General features: G+C 70.1%; 14 protein-coding genes. 6 read left to right on the top strand and 8 right to left on the bottom strand.

What is annotated here, in order from left to right; genetic code table 11:
* Positions 1-28: 28 nt before the first annotated feature.
* Genes trxB through BKA22_RS07290 form a run of 4 tightly spaced genes read left to right on the top strand, consistent with a single transcriptional unit; the run spans position 29 to position 3,708 of the window.
* Entirely contained in the window at positions 29-1,009 is a 981-nt protein-coding gene (gene trxB, locus BKA22_RS07305; RefSeq protein ID WP_146954675.1) for a thioredoxin-disulfide reductase, read from the top strand.
* A 27-nt stretch (positions 1,010-1,036) separates the two neighbouring features.
* A complete protein-coding gene (gene trxA, locus BKA22_RS07300; protein ID WP_146954676.1) occupies positions 1,037-1,360 on the top strand; it encodes a thioredoxin in 324 nt (107 codons plus the stop codon).
* Between the two features lie 60 nt (positions 1,361-1,420).
* Positions 1,421-2,764: an aminotransferase-like domain-containing protein gene (locus BKA22_RS07295; protein ID WP_146954677.1), complete on the top strand. Its 1,344-nt coding sequence runs from the start codon at positions 1,421-1,423 to the stop codon at positions 2,762-2,764.
* A complete protein-coding gene (locus tag BKA22_RS07290; protein WP_146954678.1) occupies positions 2,761-3,708 on the top strand; it encodes a D-alanine--D-alanine ligase family protein in 948 nt (315 codons plus the stop codon). The genes BKA22_RS07295 and BKA22_RS07290 overlap by 4 nt, the downstream gene beginning before the upstream one ends.
* Before the next feature lie 93 nt (positions 3,709-3,801).
* Here BKA22_RS07290 and BKA22_RS07285 read toward each other — a convergent pair whose 3' ends face one another.
* From BKA22_RS07285 to rsmG, 3 genes are all read right to left on the bottom strand, one after another.
* Positions 3,802-4,908: a ParB/RepB/Spo0J family partition protein gene (locus tag BKA22_RS07285; RefSeq protein WP_146954679.1), complete on the bottom strand. Its 1,107-nt coding sequence runs from the start codon at positions 4,906-4,908 to the stop codon at positions 3,802-3,804.
* Positions 4,905-6,098 carry a ParA family protein gene (locus tag BKA22_RS07280; protein ID WP_307725904.1) on the bottom strand — a complete coding sequence of 398 codons (1,194 nt, stop codon included), beginning with the start codon at positions 6,096-6,098 and terminating at the stop codon, positions 4,905-4,907. Before BKA22_RS07280 ends, BKA22_RS07285 begins: the two co-directional genes overlap by 4 nt.
* A gap of 428 nt (positions 6,099-6,526) precedes the next feature.
* Complete coding sequence (gene rsmG / locus BKA22_RS07275; RefSeq protein ID WP_223203751.1) at positions 6,527-7,189, bottom strand: 16S rRNA (guanine(527)-N(7))-methyltransferase RsmG; 663 nt, start codon at positions 7,187-7,189, stop codon at positions 6,527-6,529.
* Between the two features lie 2,129 nt (positions 7,190-9,318).
* Here rsmG and BKA22_RS07270 point away from each other — a divergent pair.
* Positions 9,319-9,885, top strand: a complete 567-nt coding sequence (locus BKA22_RS07270) for a 2'-5' RNA ligase family protein (protein ID WP_218866564.1) — start codon at positions 9,319-9,321, stop codon at positions 9,883-9,885.
* 745 nt (positions 9,886-10,630) lie between these two features.
* On the opposite strand, the gene BKA22_RS07265 is transcribed toward BKA22_RS07270, so the two are convergent.
* Genes BKA22_RS07265 through rpmH form a run of 5 tightly spaced genes read right to left on the bottom strand, consistent with a single transcriptional unit; the run spans position 10,631 to position 13,160 of the window.
* The gene (locus BKA22_RS07265) at positions 10,631-11,137 is read right to left on the bottom strand and encodes a Jag family protein (RefSeq protein ID WP_146954682.1); all 507 of its coding nucleotides are present in this window, start codon (positions 11,135-11,137) and stop codon (positions 10,631-10,633) included.
* A gap of 28 nt (positions 11,138-11,165) precedes the next feature.
* On the bottom strand, positions 11,166-12,305 hold the full coding sequence (yidC, locus tag BKA22_RS07260) for a membrane protein insertase YidC (protein ID WP_146954683.1): 1,140 nt from the start codon (positions 12,303-12,305) through the stop codon (positions 11,166-11,168).
* Between the two features lie 25 nt (positions 12,306-12,330).
* Positions 12,331-12,639 carry a membrane protein insertion efficiency factor YidD gene (yidD, locus tag BKA22_RS07255; protein WP_179561681.1) on the bottom strand — a complete coding sequence of 103 codons (309 nt, stop codon included), beginning with the start codon at positions 12,637-12,639 and terminating at the stop codon, positions 12,331-12,333.
* Positions 12,640-12,642: 3 nt separating this feature from the next.
* The gene (rnpA, locus tag BKA22_RS07250) at positions 12,643-13,011 is read right to left on the bottom strand and encodes a ribonuclease P protein component (protein ID WP_146954684.1); all 369 of its coding nucleotides are present in this window, start codon (positions 13,009-13,011) and stop codon (positions 12,643-12,645) included.
* An 11-nt stretch (positions 13,012-13,022) separates the two neighbouring features.
* Complete coding sequence (rpmH, locus tag BKA22_RS07245) at positions 13,023-13,160, bottom strand: 50S ribosomal protein L34 (RefSeq protein WP_043601468.1); 138 nt, start codon at positions 13,158-13,160, stop codon at positions 13,023-13,025.
* 509 nt (positions 13,161-13,669) lie between these two features.
* Between rpmH and dnaA the strand changes: the two genes are divergently transcribed.
* Entirely contained in the window at positions 13,670-15,166 is a 1,497-nt protein-coding gene (gene dnaA, locus BKA22_RS07240) for a chromosomal replication initiator protein DnaA (RefSeq protein ID WP_146954686.1), read from the top strand.
* Positions 15,167-15,905: the final 739 nt, after the last annotated feature.

Below are 15,905 nucleotides of genomic sequence, written 5' to 3'. Positions count from 1 at the left end.
CCGGCCTACGATCCGTTGTGCCGACCGCATGACCCATCGACCCCGAGGAATCCTTGTGAGCGAGCAGTCCACCACCGTGCACGACCTGGTGATCGTCGGTTCAGGTCCGGCCGGGTACACCGCGGCGATCTACGCGGGGCGTGCGGGTCTGGCGCCGGTGGTGATCGCGGGGTCGGTGACCGCCGGTGGCGCGTTGATGAACACCACCGAGGTGGAGAACTTCCCCGGCTTCCCGGACGGGATCCAGGGCCCGGAGCTGATGGAGAACCTGCAGAAGCAGGCCGAGCGGTTCGGTGCGCAGGTCCTGTGGGACGACGTGACCTCGCTCGAGCTGACCGGTGAGGTCAAGACGATCGTCACCGGTGGTGGCGAGACGTTCCTGGCGCGGGCCGTCATCCTGGCGACGGGTTCCGCATACCGGGAGCTCGGTCTGCCCGACGAGCACCGCCTCTCCGGGCGCGGGGTCTCGTGGTGCGCGACGTGCGACGGGTTCTTCTTCCGTGACCAGCACATCGTGGTCGTCGGCGGGGGCGACTCGGCCGTCGAGGAGGCCACGTTCCTGACCCGGTTCGGCTCGAAGGTCACCATGGTTCACCGGCGCGACCAGCTGCGGGCCTCCAAGATCATGGCCGACCGTGCCGCGGGCGACCCGAAGATCGAGTTCGCGTGGAACAGCGAGGTCGTGGGCATCACCGGCACCGAGAAGGTCACCGGCGTCACGCTGCGCGACACGGTCACCGGTCAGACCCGTGAGCTCGAGGCGGGTGCGGTGTTCGTGGCGATCGGGCACGTGCCGCGCTCGGAGCTGCTGGTCGGTCAGGTCGACCTGGACGAGAACGGGTACGTCAAGGTGCACGGGCGCACCACCGCCACGAACCTGCCCGGCGTGTTCGCCTGCGGCGACCTGGTCGACCACTCCTACCGGCAGGCCATCACCGCCGCCGGCACCGGCTGCTCGGCCGCCCTGGACGCCCAGCACCACCTCGCCGGCCTCACTCCCCTCGACTGACCACCCCTCGTCCCTGGAGGACTCGCCATGCTCGACGTCACCGACGCCACCTTCCGGTCCGAGGTCCTCGAGTCCGAGGTGCCCGTGCTCGTCGACTTCTGGGCCGAGTGGTGCGGGCCGTGCCGCCTCGTCGCCCCGGTGCTCGAGGAGCTCGCCGGCCAGTACGAGGGTCGTCTCAAGATCGTCAAGCTCAACGCCGACGACAACCCGCAGGTGACGGGCGACTACGGCGTCGTCTCGATCCCCACCCTGAACATCTACTCGGGCGGTGAGCTCGTCCGGTCCGTCATCGGTGCACGCCCCAAGGCGGTCATCGCCGAGGAGATCGAGGGCGCGCTCGCCGAGGTGTGAGCGACGACTCCCGCGGGACACCGGTCAGGTGACGCCGCAGGTCGTGCGACACTCAAGGGCATGACAGAGCAGCAGCAGCCCGCGCGCACGACGTCGGGCCACCACCCCACGTCCGCCGCCGCAGGCACGCGGCTCGACCCGTGGCTCGGCTCCTACGCCGACCGCACGCACGCGATGCGCGCCTCGGAGATCCGCGCGTTGTTCGCCGTCGCGAACCGTCCCGAGGTCGTCTCGCTCGCGGGCGGCATGCCCTTCCTCGAAGGTCTCCCGCTCGACGACCTGGCCGAGCTCGCGGCGCGCACCGTCGCGACCCGTGGCCTGACCGCCCTGCAGTACGGCTCCGGTCAGGGTGACGAGACCCTGCGGGAGCAGATCCTCGAGGTCATGCGACTCGAGGCCATCGACGCGCACCCGGACGACGTGGTCGTCACCACGGGCTCCCAGCAGGCGCTCGACCTCGTGACCAGGATCTTCATCGACCCGGGCGACGTGGTCGTCGCCGAGGCCCCGTCGTACGTGGGGGCGCTCGGGGTCTTCCGGGCGTACCAGGCGGAGGTCGTGCACGTGCCGATCGACGCCGACGGACTCGTTCCCGAGCTCCTCGACGAGACCTTGACGGCGCTGCGTGCGGCCGGGCGCAGGGTCAAGTTCCTCTACACCGTGCCGAACTTCCACAACCCGGCCGGAGTGTCGATCTCACTCGAGCGCCGTCCGCGCATCCTCGAGGTCGCGGCCCGGCACGGCGTCCTCGTGCTCGAGGACAACCCGTACGGTCTGCTGGGCTTCGACGGGGAACCGCGGCCCGCCATGCGGTCGATGAGCGAGGAGGGCGTGATCTACCTCGGCTCGTTCTCCAAGACGTTCGCGCCCGGGTATCGGGTCGGCTGGGCCGTCGCGCCGCACGCCGTCCGCGAGAAGCTGGTCCTGGCCAGCGAGTCCGCGATCCTGTGCCCGTCGAACGCGTCGCAGCTCGCGATCAGCACCTACCTGCAGACCTTCGACTGGCGCGGTCAGATCAAGTCGTACCGCGAGCAGTACCGCGACCGGCGCGACGCGATGGTCGACGCTCTTGCCGAGCACATGCCCGACGCGACGTGGACGGTGCCGGACGGTGGCTTCTACACGTGGGTCCGCCTCCCCGACGGCCTCGACGCCAAGGACATGCTGCCGCGTGCCGTCACCGCGCGCGTCGCCTACGTCCCGGGCACGGCCTTCTACTTCGACGGCACGGGGTCCGACCACATGCGGCTGTCGTTCTGCTACCCGACCCCCGAGCGGATCCGTGAAGGTGTGCGGCGTCTCGCGGGCGTGGTCCGCGGCGAGCGCGAGCTCGTCGAGCTGTTCGGCACGAGCGCCGGCCCGGGCCGGGACTCGGTGCAGGCTCCCGGGCCGGACCTCGCGTGACACCTCCGTCCCCTCGGGTCGCCGTCCTTGCCGGTGGGCTCTCGCACGAACGTGACGTGTCGCTGCGCTCGGGTCGCCGTGTCGCGGAGGCATTGCGGTCAGCCGGTATCGAGGTCTCCGTCCACGACGTCGACGCCGACCTGGTGCCCGCGCTGACCCAGCTGCGCCCCGACCTGGTGTGGCCGCTGCTGCACGGTGCCAGCGGCGAGGACGGTTCGGTCCGTGACGTCATCCGCCTGCTCGGCATCCCGGTGCTCGGCACCGACCCCCGCGCGAGCCGGGTGGCGTGGAGCAAGCCGGTCTCGAAGACCGTCGTCGCCCGGGCGGGGGTCGCGACGCCGGACTTCGTGACACTCCCCCAGTCGCTGTTCCACGAGCTGGGTGCGACCCAGGTGCTCGGCCTGCTCGACGGACGGTTGGGACTGCCGCTCGTGGTCAAGCCGTCACGCGGAGGATCAGCGCTGGGCGTCAGCCTGGTGACGACGCACGACGAGCTGCCGCGCGCGATGGTCGACTGCTTCTCGTACTCGGACACCGCCCTGGTCGAGCGTGCCGTCGCCGGCACGGAGGTCGCGGTGTCGGTGGTCGACACCGGCGACGGCCCGCGCGCCCTGCCTCCCGTCGAGATCGTCACCGATGGCCCGTACGACTACGACGCCCGGTACAACCCCGGGCGGACCGAGTACTTCACGCCGGCTCGGCTCTCCGCGAGCGTGGCCGTCCGGGTCGGTGAGGTCGCCGTCATCGCCCACGAGGCGCTCGGGCTGTCCCGGATCTCGCGGACGGACATGATCGTCGACGCCGCGGGCGAGGTGTGGTTCCTCGAGGTCAACACCGCCCCGGGGATGACCGAGACGTCGCTTCTTCCGCAGTCCGCAGAGGCCGCTGGCCACAACCTCGGAGAGTTGTACCGATCGCTGGTGCTGGCTTCTCTGTCGTCCTGACAGGCGCCGACTCCCGCACTGTACAGGCCCGTGAAATCGGGACGTACTACCGCGAAACGGTCGGGGCACCCAGCGGATGCCCCGACGCGCGGATCAGCGCCGGAGCAGACCCGGATCCTCCGGAGCGAGGCTCTCGAGGATCCGGTTGAGGTCCTGGACCGACGCGAACTCCACCGTGAGACGACCGCGGGCCTTGCCGAGGCTGACCTTCACGCGGGTCTCGAACCGGTCCGAGAGCCGAGCCGCCAGGTCGTCGAGCGCCTCGTTGCGGACGCCGGCGCGCGGAGCCGGCCGACGGGTAGGCGACTCCTCGTCGCCCCCCAAGGACACGATCTCCTCGACGGCACGGACAGAGAGACCCTCGGCGACGATCCGCTGCGCCAGGCGCTCGATCGCTGCACCGTCGCCCAGACCCAGCAGCGCGCGCGCATGCCCGGCGGACAGCACACCCGCCGCGACCCGGCGCTGGACGAGCGGCGGCAGCTTGAGCAGCCGGAGCGTGTTCGAGATCTGCGGGCGCGACCGGCTGATCCGCGTCGCGAGCTCCTCGTGCGTGCACCCGAAGTCGTCCAGCAGCTGCTGGTAGGCGGCCGCCTCCTCCAAGGGGTTCAGCTGCGAGCGGTGGAGGTTCTCCAGCAGCGCGTCGCGCAGAAGGTCGCCGTCCTCGGTCTCACGGACGATCGCCGGGATCGTCTCGAGACCCGCCGCCTGGGTCGCGCGCCAGCGGCGCTCACCCATGATGAGCTCGAAGCCGTCGGCCACCTCCCGCACCACGACGGGCTGCAGGACGCCGATCTCACGGATCGACCCGACAAGCTCCTCGAGCGCATCCTCGTCGAACGCCGTGCGAGGCTGGCGCGGGTTCGGCCGGATCAGACCGACCGGCAGCTCGGCGAACCGCGCACCCGGGACCGGGAGCAGACCACCGTCGTCGACGACGGGCGGCTCGACGGTCGTCGCCGGCTCCGCGACGAAGGGAGATGTCGCGGTCGGAACCCCGTTCGCCGGTGCCGGTGGCACGGCCGCAACGACGTCCGCGTGGTCGATCGAGCGTTCGATCGTGGCCGTCGCCGACCCCGCGCCGGTCGTGTCCCCGAAGAACACATCAGCCGGGCGCTCGCCGGTCGGGCGCTGGCCGTCGAGCCCCTGAGGGATCAGCGCACCGAGCCCCCGTCCGAGACCGCGTCGCTTCTCGCTCACTGCTCCTCCTGCGTCGCTGTCGCGGCGGCGACGGGGTGCCCGTACGCCGGAATGCCGTCGTTGATTATGTCCTCGGTCGTGCCGACGCCCCGCTCGGCCAGCTCGCGCGCCGCCTCGAGGTACGCCAGCGCGCCCGACGAGCCGGAGTCGTAGGTGATGACGGTCTGCCCGTAGCTCGGTGCCTCCGAGATGCGGACCGAACGCGGGACCGTGGTGCGGAGCGTGCGCTCAGGGAAGTGCGTCCGGACCTCGGAGGCGACCTGCTGCGCCAGGTTGGTCCGTGCGTCGTACATCGTCAGCAGGATCGTGGAGACGTGCAGGTCAGGGTTCAGATGGGCCTGGATGAGCTGGATCGTCTTGAGCAGCTGGCTCAGGCCCTCGAGCGCGTAGTACTCGCACTGGATGGGGATCAGTACCTCGCGGCCGACCACGAAGGCGTTGACCGTCAGCAGGCCGAGGCTCGGCGGGCAGTCGACGAAGACGTAGTCGATGCGTTCCAACCCGTTCTCGAGCCGGTACTGGAAGTAGGCCTCCAGCGCGTTCCGCAGACGCGTCTCACGCGCGACCATCGAGACGAGCTCGATCTCCGCACCCGAGAGATCGATCGTGGCGGGCAGGCACCAGAGGTTCGGGACATCCGGGCTCTGCTGCACCGCGTCCGCCATCGGCGCACTCTCGACGAGCACCTCGTAGATCGACGGTGTGCCCGCCCGGTGGTCGATCCCGAGCGCCGTCGAGGCGTTGCCCTGGGGGTCGTTGTCGAGCACGAGCACGGTGAGCCCGGCCTGCGCGAGGGCGGCGGCCAGGTTCACCGTGGTCGTGGTCTTGCCCACTCCGCCCTTCTGGTTCGCGACCGTGATCACACGGGTGGCGTCGGGTCGCGGAAAGCGTCGTCCCCGCAACTCGATACGGCGGCGCGCGTCCAGCTGCAGCTCAGCCATCAGGGGCGTGTCGTCGTCCACCGTGGGCAGGCTCTGGACGAGCGCCGCGCGGCGCTGCTCATCCGGATCGAGAGTGTTCACCGTGCTCTGGGCTCCGTCGTGATCGTCTGTCCGTGGGATCGGCACGTCGTCGCCGGCGACCCGGAGGTCGGCCTGGTGGGACTGCGCGCGCTCACCTGTCGTCTGGTCGTGGTCGAACACCTGCTCGTCGACGTCCGAGGTGGCCCCGTTCGCGTCGTCGCTCGTCACCGGATCCGACGACTCGCGTGCAGGTTCTGCCACCGTGTCGGCCGTCCGGCCCCCACCGTTGTCGACCGACAGCGGGAGCGCATCTCCGGTCCCCTGGTCCGACGTCTCGGAAGGTGACAGGTGCACGTCCTGCTCGACGTCGGCGCGCCCCGACAGCGCATCTTCCCACGGCGAAGCGCCCGGTTGCTCCGCGCGCAGGGGCGCGTCCTGCGGCGCCGGCACGGGAGTGAGCTCGTCCGACCGGGCGTCCAGAGACTCCTCGACCGGCTGCGTTTCACGTGAAACAGCGTCGAGGGTGCTCTCTCCCTGCCCATGCACTGTCACCGGCACCGCCGGGGTCGCGCCCGTACGACTGGTCTGCGGCTCCCCCTGGGCGGCCATCAGCTGGGCGACCTCCAAGGGCTGCCGCTTCTTCCGACCGAACATTCTCAGGATCCCTTCCGCATGACGCGGACGACGCGTGTCTGCTCGACGCCGGCGATCGTCGGGGCTGGAAGCACCTCGGCCGGGCCCGCTCGGTGCTTCCGGGCGGCCTTCGCGCCGGCCTGGATCTCTTCCTCGGCTCGCTCGCCCTTGAGTGCGACCAGCACGCCACCTGGGCGCAGCAACGGCATCGCCCAGCCGTAGAGCTTGTCCATCGCTGCAACCGCGCGAGCAGTCACGGCGTCGGCGACGAGTTCCCCATGCACCTCTTCGGCGCGCGCGCGCCGAACGACGACGTTGTCGAGGTGCAGCAGCTCGGCCACCTCGCTGAGCCACTCGGTGCGGCGCTCCATCGGCTCGAGCAGCACCACCTCGGCATCAGGCCTCATCGCCGCCACGACGACACCGGGTAGCCCGGCACCGCTGCCCAGGTCCACGATGCGACCCGTCGTCGGCAGGAACTGCACGACGGCCGCCGAATTGAGCAGGTGGCGAGCCCAGAGCCGGTCGACCTCACGCGGCCCGATGAGCCCTCGGAGCACGCCGTCGCGCACCAGGAGGTCGCGGAAGCCCTGCACAGCCGGCCAGGAGTCGCCGAAGTAGTCCGCGAGCCGCGGATCGCCCTCCCATGGATCGTCGATCGAATCCGGGCGGGTGTCCGAGTCCACGGGCTCTCCTCCCTGTTCCACGTGAAACACGTGATCGTTCAAGGCCACAGGATCAGACCGGCCTCGTGGCGCCGAGCTCGACACCAGCCGGGGTCGTGAGCGACGCCCCACCGTATCGCGGGCCGTCCACCGAACCGCGCCGACCACACCGGTTTGCCACCGCTGTGTCGGACCGCGCAGACGAAGGATCGGCACATGAGCGGCGCCCAGGGCCGCTCGCCACGCCTGGGCGCCGACACGGTGGATGGCCGACTGCGCATCCGCCGAGCAACCGCTCATGCCTGACCGCCCGAGGTGTCAGGCCTGGCGAACACGTCGAGTGTGCACGCAGGCCTGACATGCACGCACTCGTGCCAGGGGCCGTCAGCCCGCGGGCTCGTCGTCCAGCGGACCGCCGTCCTCCTGAGGACCCGCGCACTGTCAACACCGCAGGACGGCTCCCCCGCGCAGGCCCGGTGGCCATCCCCGACAACAGCACTGCCGACCCATCGAGACCAGCCGCGCCCAGCGCACGGGCCTCACGAGCCTGTCGCCGCCAGCAGCGGCCGCGGCACCGACCCGATCGCCCCGGCGACACCCGCGGTCGTCGGCAGCCCGCACCTGCTGGCCGAGCTCGTGGCGGGCCCCGCCGCGTCGTGGCCCCCGGACCTCATCGCACCGGCGCGTTTCACGTGAAACAGACCCTGTGGTCCGGCAGACGCCTCCCGGATCGGCCCAGGGCCGGTGCGGTGGTCTGGTAGCCCGGCAGGAGCCCCGGCACAGAGGGTGTGTCTCTGCGGTGACGCGGGACGACTATCTGTGCGGTGAGCAGTCCGCCCGGATCCCAGGTGTGCATCGCTACGACTCGCGGGTCCGTCGAAGGCGGCGGCCGTTGACGGTCGGGAGTCGCGCGGCGAGTCGAACTGGACGGCAGCCACCCGCTCTCTCGCTGCGCCACGGGCACCAGAACGTTCCCGTGCGGGTATGTCGGACGGTCGGCGACCACGCCGACGGTGCCCCACTGTGGCGGGCGGCCCCGGAGACGCCTCGACCGCAGCCGGCCCCTGCCCGCCGCTCCCCGACACCGCGCTGCCGTCGGATGGCCGATCGACGGCGTCACCGACAGCGGTGCGCTCGGGTCAGAGAGTCTCTGGGCGCAGCTGACGGGCACGGCCTCAACCGTTCGCCACGCCCGCCATAGGGCTGGCCGCCACGTCCCTCTCCTCAGGAGACCTCGCCTCGAGGTCATGGCGGCCCGATCCGAGAGGCCGCCCGGGCAGGCGCTCGTGCACTCCTCGTCGGCGACAAGGACCACGGCACCGCGGCAATCCGCCATCAGGGGCATCCCCGGCGCCCGCACCGCGCGGACGTACCGAGCCCGCCGCGCACTACTGAGACGCCCGTGCCGCCGCGCACCACGCGGTCCCCTCGCTCCCGTCGTCCGCGCTGTCCGCGCTGTCCGCGCTGTCAGCGTCGCCTCAAGCGCCGATTCCCCGGCACCTCGTGACGACACCGCTGAGCGTCACGCTCACGGTCGGTTCGACCAACAGCCACCCCTCCGACGCTACGAAGGGCATTCGCGCGCCGAGCACGATGGGCACCTGGTGCCGTGCTCGCGGACACAGCAGCGGTGCCGCGCCCGGTGACCCGGCACGCCCCGCTCCCGCCCAGGGCGAGCACCACACGTGTTTCACGTGGAACACGCAGGCACACCACGCCGCGCGGCCCGCGGGCGACGTCATGCCGATCAGAGCCACCCTGGGAGGGCCGAAGGGCGTCGACCACCGCGGACGGCGGTCGCACCACGCTCCTTGCCCAGCACTGTCGTCGAGCGCCACGCTCACGGGTGCAGAGACTTCCGCGCTCGTGTCACGGCCCGATCCGCATGTTCGACTCCGTCGTCCGCGCCGACTGTGGGACGCGCAGTGACCCTGCTGCCACCGGCGTTGGGCTCCCGGCTCGAGAGTCCGGACCACCGACACGGATCGAAGCGCCTGGAGCTCCTCCGTACCACCGAGCGATCGAACGACCTCGACACCACGGACACACCTGGCGCACGTCCCCCCACCGTGGTCAGGCACGGCGCCGAGAGCGTTCGGTGGCGTCGAAATCCCGGGCGCGTGGCCACGACTGCGTCCTAGGTTCGTCAGGTGCACAGCCTCGACGACCTGACGCCGCAACCGCCGGCGACCCGGACCGCAGTGATCGTGCCGGTTCCGGCCGCCGAGGGGGTTGTCGGTCGGCACCGCGCTCGTCTCGACCGGGCTGCAGGCTGGGGTGTACCCGCCCATATCACGGTCCTCTATCCGTTCCTGCCGCCGGACGAGCTCGGCCCCGTCGCCCTCGACCGCCTCGGCGCCGCCATCGCTTCGGAGCCGGAGTTCGACGCGACGTTCGCGGCACCGGGTTGGTTCGGATCAGATGTTCTGTGGCTCGGGCCCCATCCCGCAGAGCCGTTCCGTCGGCTGACGCTTGCGGTGTGGCGAGCCTTCCCGGACCGGCCCCCGTACGGAGGTGCGTTCGACGAGATCCACCCCCATGTCACCGTCGCCGAACGGCCGATGGGCGCTCCGGGCGACCTCGAACGGGCCGAAGACGACGTGCGGCCACACCTGCCGTTCGCGCAGCACGTCGACCACGCCCTCCTCATCGCCGGGACCGACGCCCCTCGTTCGTGGCGGACGGTGCAGCGCATGCCTCTTGGCCATGTCTCCTGAGCGTGGGGCCACCTCTCTGAAGGGCTAGGCGGGCGCCGTGACGCCGTGTCGTCGGACGCCGAGTGGGAGTTGTGCGCCCGTTTGACGCCCTCGATGGCTGCCGGCGGTGGTCGCGTGTTCGTGAGACGCCCCGCATGGTCGAGGGGACTGTCCGCCACGGCCGGACCGGGTCGCCGTGGCGGTACCTACCCGTCCCGTTCAGGCCGCGGCAGACGGCCTGGAGGCGTCACGTGCGGTTCACCAGGGAGGAGAGTCTGGACGGCCGAGGCACACGACCCGGCTGACCGGAGCCCTGATCACGGCATCGGGCACCACCGGTGCGGGCTGTCCACGAAGACCACCAGATCGTCGACGACGCAGGCGGGCTGCCACCGTAGTCCTGGTCGGCGCCGGCCAGAACCCCGCACGTTTCACGTGGAACCACGGCGGATGGGGGCCCGGCCGGCCACGCCCCACCTCGTCCGGCGCAGTGCGCCGGCCTCCGTGCGAGATCCTGACGCGCTCGACCATAGGACGCAGCCAGCGCCGTACCGAGTGAAGCTCAATCCCGGTGCCTCCCGTGAGGGCGACCGCACCGCTCCGAGGAGGTGGCGAAGTGACGAACGCCCGCCGTGAGGGCCCGCCCGCGGATCTCGCGTGGCCGCCTGTCGGCCCTGCACATCCGACCAGCCGCCGGGTGTTCCACGTGAAACGACGAACGGCGGACCTCCCGCTCGGGGTGGTCCGCCGTTCGTCGATACGTCTGTCAGGCGGGTCGGATGACCACGTGCCGCGACGGCTCCTCGCCGTCCGAGTCGCTCGTGAGCCCCGCGGCGGCGACCGCGTCGTGCACGACCTTGCGCTCGAACGGGTTCATCGGGTCGAGCGCGACGGGCTCGCTCGTCGCTCGCACCTTCGCGATCGCCTCGTCGGCGATCACGACGAGCTCCGCCCGGCGGCCCGCGCGGTATCCGGCCACGTCGAGCATCAGACGGCTGCGCTCCCCCGTCTTCGCCTGGACGGCGAGACGTGTGAGCTCCTGCAGGGCGTCGAGCACGTCGCCGTCCTGGCCGGCAAGGCGGCGCAGCGAACGGTCCGACGGGTCCTCCGAGACGATCTCCACCGCGGCGCGGCCGTGGTCGACGTCGATCTCGATGTCGCCGTCCAGGTCGGCGATGTCGAGAAGCTCCTCGAGGTAGTCGGCGGCGATCTCGCCCTCCTCCTCCAGTCGCTTGGTCGACTCGGAGGGGGCGTCCGGCTGGGTCGATGTCATGGTTCTCCCTCTCAAGGCGCCGTCGGCGCTACTTCTTGGGCTTCGGCGACGTGGTCGGGCTCGTCGTCGATCCCGGGTCGTCGTCCTTGGGCTGCTTCGGTGCGGTCGGCTTCTTGGGCGCCGTCGACTTGGTGGCTGTCGTCGGCTTCTCGGCGAGCGGTGCCTTCTCGTCCGACGGCGCACCTGACACGGGCCGGGGCTTGGCCCGGTCCTTGCGCTTGGGCTGCTCACGCTGACCGCTGCGCGGCGCCTCCTCGATCACGGCACGAGGGGCGTCCTCGATCGTCTGACCCTTGGCTGCGGCTCGGTGGGCCTGCCGCGCCTTGAGGGCGGCCTCGGCCTGGGAACCGGGCGCCGGCATCCGGCGGATCGTGTAGAACTGCTGGCCCATCGACCAGATGTTGGTCGTGGTCCAGTAGACGAGCACACCGATCGGGAAGTTCACGCCGGAGAACGCGAAGACCAGCGGGAGGACGTAGAGCAGCATCTTCTGCTGCTGCGCCATCGGGCCCTCGAGCGCCGACGGCGGCATGTTCTTCATGGTCAGCTGGCGCTGGGTGGTGAACGTCGTCGCCGTCATGGCGAGGATGAGCACGATCGTGACGATGCGGATGTGCATCGCCGTGCTCGGGTCCGAGAACTCGCTGGCCTTCATGAAGGTGCCCGACAACGGTGCACCCCAGAGCGTGGCCGACTCGAACTGCTTGGCGAGGTCCTGCGTGAAGACGCCGATGTCGCCCCGCGGGAACGTCCCGTCGGCAACCATCGGAAGAGAGTTCAGCACCCGGAACAGCGCGAAGAAGATCGGGGACTGCAGCAGGATGGGCAGGCAGGAGGCGAACGGGTTCGTCCCGTGCTTCTTGTACAGCTCCATGGTCTCGCGGCTCATGGCCTCACGAGAGGCAGGGTCCGACTTCCCCTTGTACTTCTTCTGGATCGCCTGCATCTCGGGTGCGAGCATCTGCATGCCTCGCGACGCCTTGATCTGCTTGAAGAAGAGCGGGATCAGCAGGATCCGCATGACGATCACCAGACCGATGATCGACAGCGTCCATGCCGCTCCCGAGCCGGAGCCCAGGCCCATGGCGGTGAACAACTTGTGGAACTGGACCATGATCCAGGCCACGACGAGCATGATCGGCCAGAGCAGGCCGTCGAACCACGACATGTGGCAGAGCTCCTCTTTCGCAGGGTCAGTGCGCGGACGGTGCCACGTCTCGACGACGGTGCAGATGAGGGGTGGACGTACGTGCCGGTGGAACGTCGTCGACGCCGCCGGGGTTCCAGGGGTGGCACCGCAGCAGGCGGCGACCGGCGAGCCAGCTCCCCCGCAGCAAGCCGTGCCGGGTGACTGCGATCACCGCGTACTGCGAGCAGGACGGGTAGAAGCGGCAGGTCGGCGGCGTCATCGGCGAGATGAACCGTTGGTAGAGCCGGAGCAGGACCAGCAGGCCGCGTGCCGGGAGGCGCACGAGCTCGTGCAGCAGTGACGAGACGGTCATGGTTCAGGCACCTGTCGCGCGTTGCCGTGCTCGACGCCGAGCGCCGGCAAGCGCCGAGTCCAGGTCGGCCCCGAGACGGCCGTACGTCGTCGTGGCTGCCGCCGGGAGCGCCCGGACGACGACACCCGTCCCGTCCGGCAGCTCACCGAGCCGTTCCCGGACCAGGTTGCGCAGACGCCTCTTGACGAGGTTCCGTGTCACCGCGTTGCCGACGGCCTTGGACACGACAAAACCGACCACGGGCCCGGAGGCGTCGTGGTCGGTCTGTGTCGTCAGGTGCACCACGAGGGTGTCCCGTCCGCTGCGCACACCCCGGCGGACCGCCTGCTCGAAATCGGCAGCACGGACCATCCGGTGCGCGGCGGGCAGCACCGACGGTGGCGTCAGGCGGAGAGCTCCGCGCGGCCCTTGCGGCGGCGCGCAGCGAGGATCGCGCGGCCCGCGCGGGTGCGCATCCGCAGGCGGAAGCCGTGCGTCTTGGCGCGGCGCCGGTTGTTCGGCTGGAAGGTGCGCTTGGTCACGAGATACTCCACGTGCTCCGGAGGAACGATCGCGCACGTGTCGTGCACGACCAGGTCTGGCTGCCAGGCTCGACTGCTCCCATGAGACACGCGTACCGCGTGCGGCGTCTGGGCGCGCCAGCAGGAGCCATCAGTAAGGCTGCACCACGGTACGCGGACCGATGTCGAAGGGTCAAATGCAGGGGCAACCGGGCACCTTCTCACCCCGGTGCGCCCACCCGCGAACGACGCGCCACATCTCGTGGTCGTCGGTCGCCAGACCCTCGTGCCGGCGAGACTGCCGGACTACGATCGGTCGACGTCGCCGCGCTCAGGGACGCCCTGTTGATCACATCGAGGTGATCGCCGGGCACGAGTCGCCCCAGAGTGTCCGCAGATCCCCGATCCGAGCAGTCGGTATGCGGCAGATCGGGCAGGAGATCTTCCGCACACAGGTGTGGACAAGTATGTGGACAACCGACGCCCGTGCGAGACTCAACGACCTCGAACCCGATCAGCTGAGGTAGGACGTGTCACAGGACGAAGAGCTCGCACGGGTCTGGGGCCACGTGGTCGCGACGTTCGAGGCGAGCCCCGACATCACGCCTCGGCAGCTCGCCTTCGTCCGTCTCGCCCACCCGCTCGGCCTCCTCGACGGCACCATGCTCCTGGCGGTCGGCAACGACCTGACGAAGGAGTACCTCGAGACGCGCGTGCGTGCCGAGGTCGTCGAGGCACTGGGTGAGGCGCTCGGGCGTGAGGCCCGGTTCGCGATCACCGTCGACGCCGAGGTCGCCGTCGACGCTCCCCCGCAGCTGAGGGCAGCACCCGGCACGGTCGAGCAGCACGGCATCGACATGTCGCTCACCGTGGAGTCGGGAGAGCCCGCACGCCGGGTCGTCATGGACGACGAACCCAGGTCCACGGGACCGCGGCCCGTGCCCGACGCCGAGCCCAGCCCGCTGCCCGCACCGCGCCGCCAGATGTCGGAGCCGGCCCGCCTCAACCCCAAGTACCTGTTCGAGACCTTCGTCATCGGGTCGTCCAACCGCTTCGCGCACGCGGCGGCGGTCGCCGTCGCCGAGGCACCCGCGAAGGCCTACAACCCGCTGTTCATCTACGGGGACTCGGGCCTGGGCAAGACCCATCTGCTGCACGCCATCGGCCACTACGCGCAGAACCTCTACCCGAGCGTGCGCGTGCGGTACGTGAACTCCGAGGAGTTCACCAACGACTTCATCAACTCCATCGGCGAGGGCAAGGCCGGCGCCTTCCAGCGCCGGTACCGCGAGGTCGACGTGCTCCTCGTCGACGACATCCAGTTCCTGCAGGGCAAGGAACAGACGATGGAGGAGTTCTTCCACACGTTCAACACCCTGCACAACGCGAACAAGCAGGTCGTGCTGACCTCCGACCTGCCGCCGAAGAAGCTGAACGGCTTCGAGGACCGCATGCGCTCACGCTTCGAGTGGGGCCTCATCACCGACGTGCAGCCGCCGGACCTCGAGACGCGTATCGCGATCCTGCGCAAGAAGGCGGCGAGCGAACGCCTGCAGGCCCCGGACGACGTGCTGGAGTACATCGCCTCGAAGATCTCGACGAACATCCGCGAGCTCGAGGGCGCGCTGATCCGGGTGACGGCCTTCGCGAACCTCAACCGGCAGCAGGTCGACCTGACGCTCGCGGAGATCGTCCTCAAGGACCTCATCACCGACGACCAGACCGCGGAGATCACCGCGACGCAGGTCATCGGTCAGACGGCCGCGTACTTCGGGCTGTCCATCGACGACCTGTGCGGCTCCTCCCGCTCGCGTGTGCTGGTCACGGCCCGGCAGATCGCCATGTACCTGTGCCGCGAGCTGACGGACCTGTCGCTGCCGAAGATCGGGCAGGCGTTCGGTGGTCGCGACCACACGACGGTCATGCACGCGAACCGCAAGATCCGCGAGCTGATGGCCGAGCGTCGGTCGATCTACAACCAGGTGACCGAGCTCACCAACCGCATCAAGCTGCAGAACCGCAGCTGACCGGACGCCGGTCGACATCCTCGTGGACGGCCCTGCGGCCTAGCCGTCCCCAGAGTTATCCACACCGTCCCCCACAGCCTGTGGACGGCTGTGTGGACACCGAGTCATGGGGCGACTTCACCGCGTGTTCACGCAGGTCACGTGCCATGACCTTCACCCACAGGCCGCTGACCTGGGCCGACACACCCGCGACTCCGAATCGCCACGAATCGGACACCTCCGCGGCGTCCCCAGACGCTCACCGCGATGTCACCGGGAGCGCGTTGACCACAAGGTTCACGGTCTGGGTGAGACATGCATGGGACGAATGTTCACACCTGTGCATACACCTGTGGACGACGGTGGACGAGGGCCCGCACGGTGTGGACACAGAGGGGTCCTTCGGTGGACAGCGGTGGACGGTCTGCGCGTCGTCCACGCGCATCCACCGGAGGGGCCTGTCTGCCCACATCCTGGGTCCACACGGAAAACCTGGGGTGACCTGCACGAACGGTGGTTCTCCACAGAATCCACAGCTGTGACGACGACGACGAGACTTCTACCTTGGAGAGATCCACACACCGTCGAACGGCTGAGCGACGAGCAGCGCGAGCGCACCACAGCGACACGGGGAGACACGCAGAGCACGACGGCGGCACAGGCGGTGTCGGGCGTCGGACCTCTCGCGTAATGTTCGGCTGACGCCTGCGACGGCACTGATGTGTCGTTCCCACCAGCGCGGTCGCACGGGGCACGCACC

The sequence above is a fragment of the Cellulomonas soli genome (assembly GCF_013409305.1).
In the GTDB taxonomy this organism is placed as follows: Bacteria; Actinomycetota; Actinomycetes; order Actinomycetales; family Cellulomonadaceae; genus Cellulomonas; species Cellulomonas soli.
Note: the sequence above shows the minus strand (reverse complement) of the source record. Positions and strands in the feature narration are given on the sequence as shown.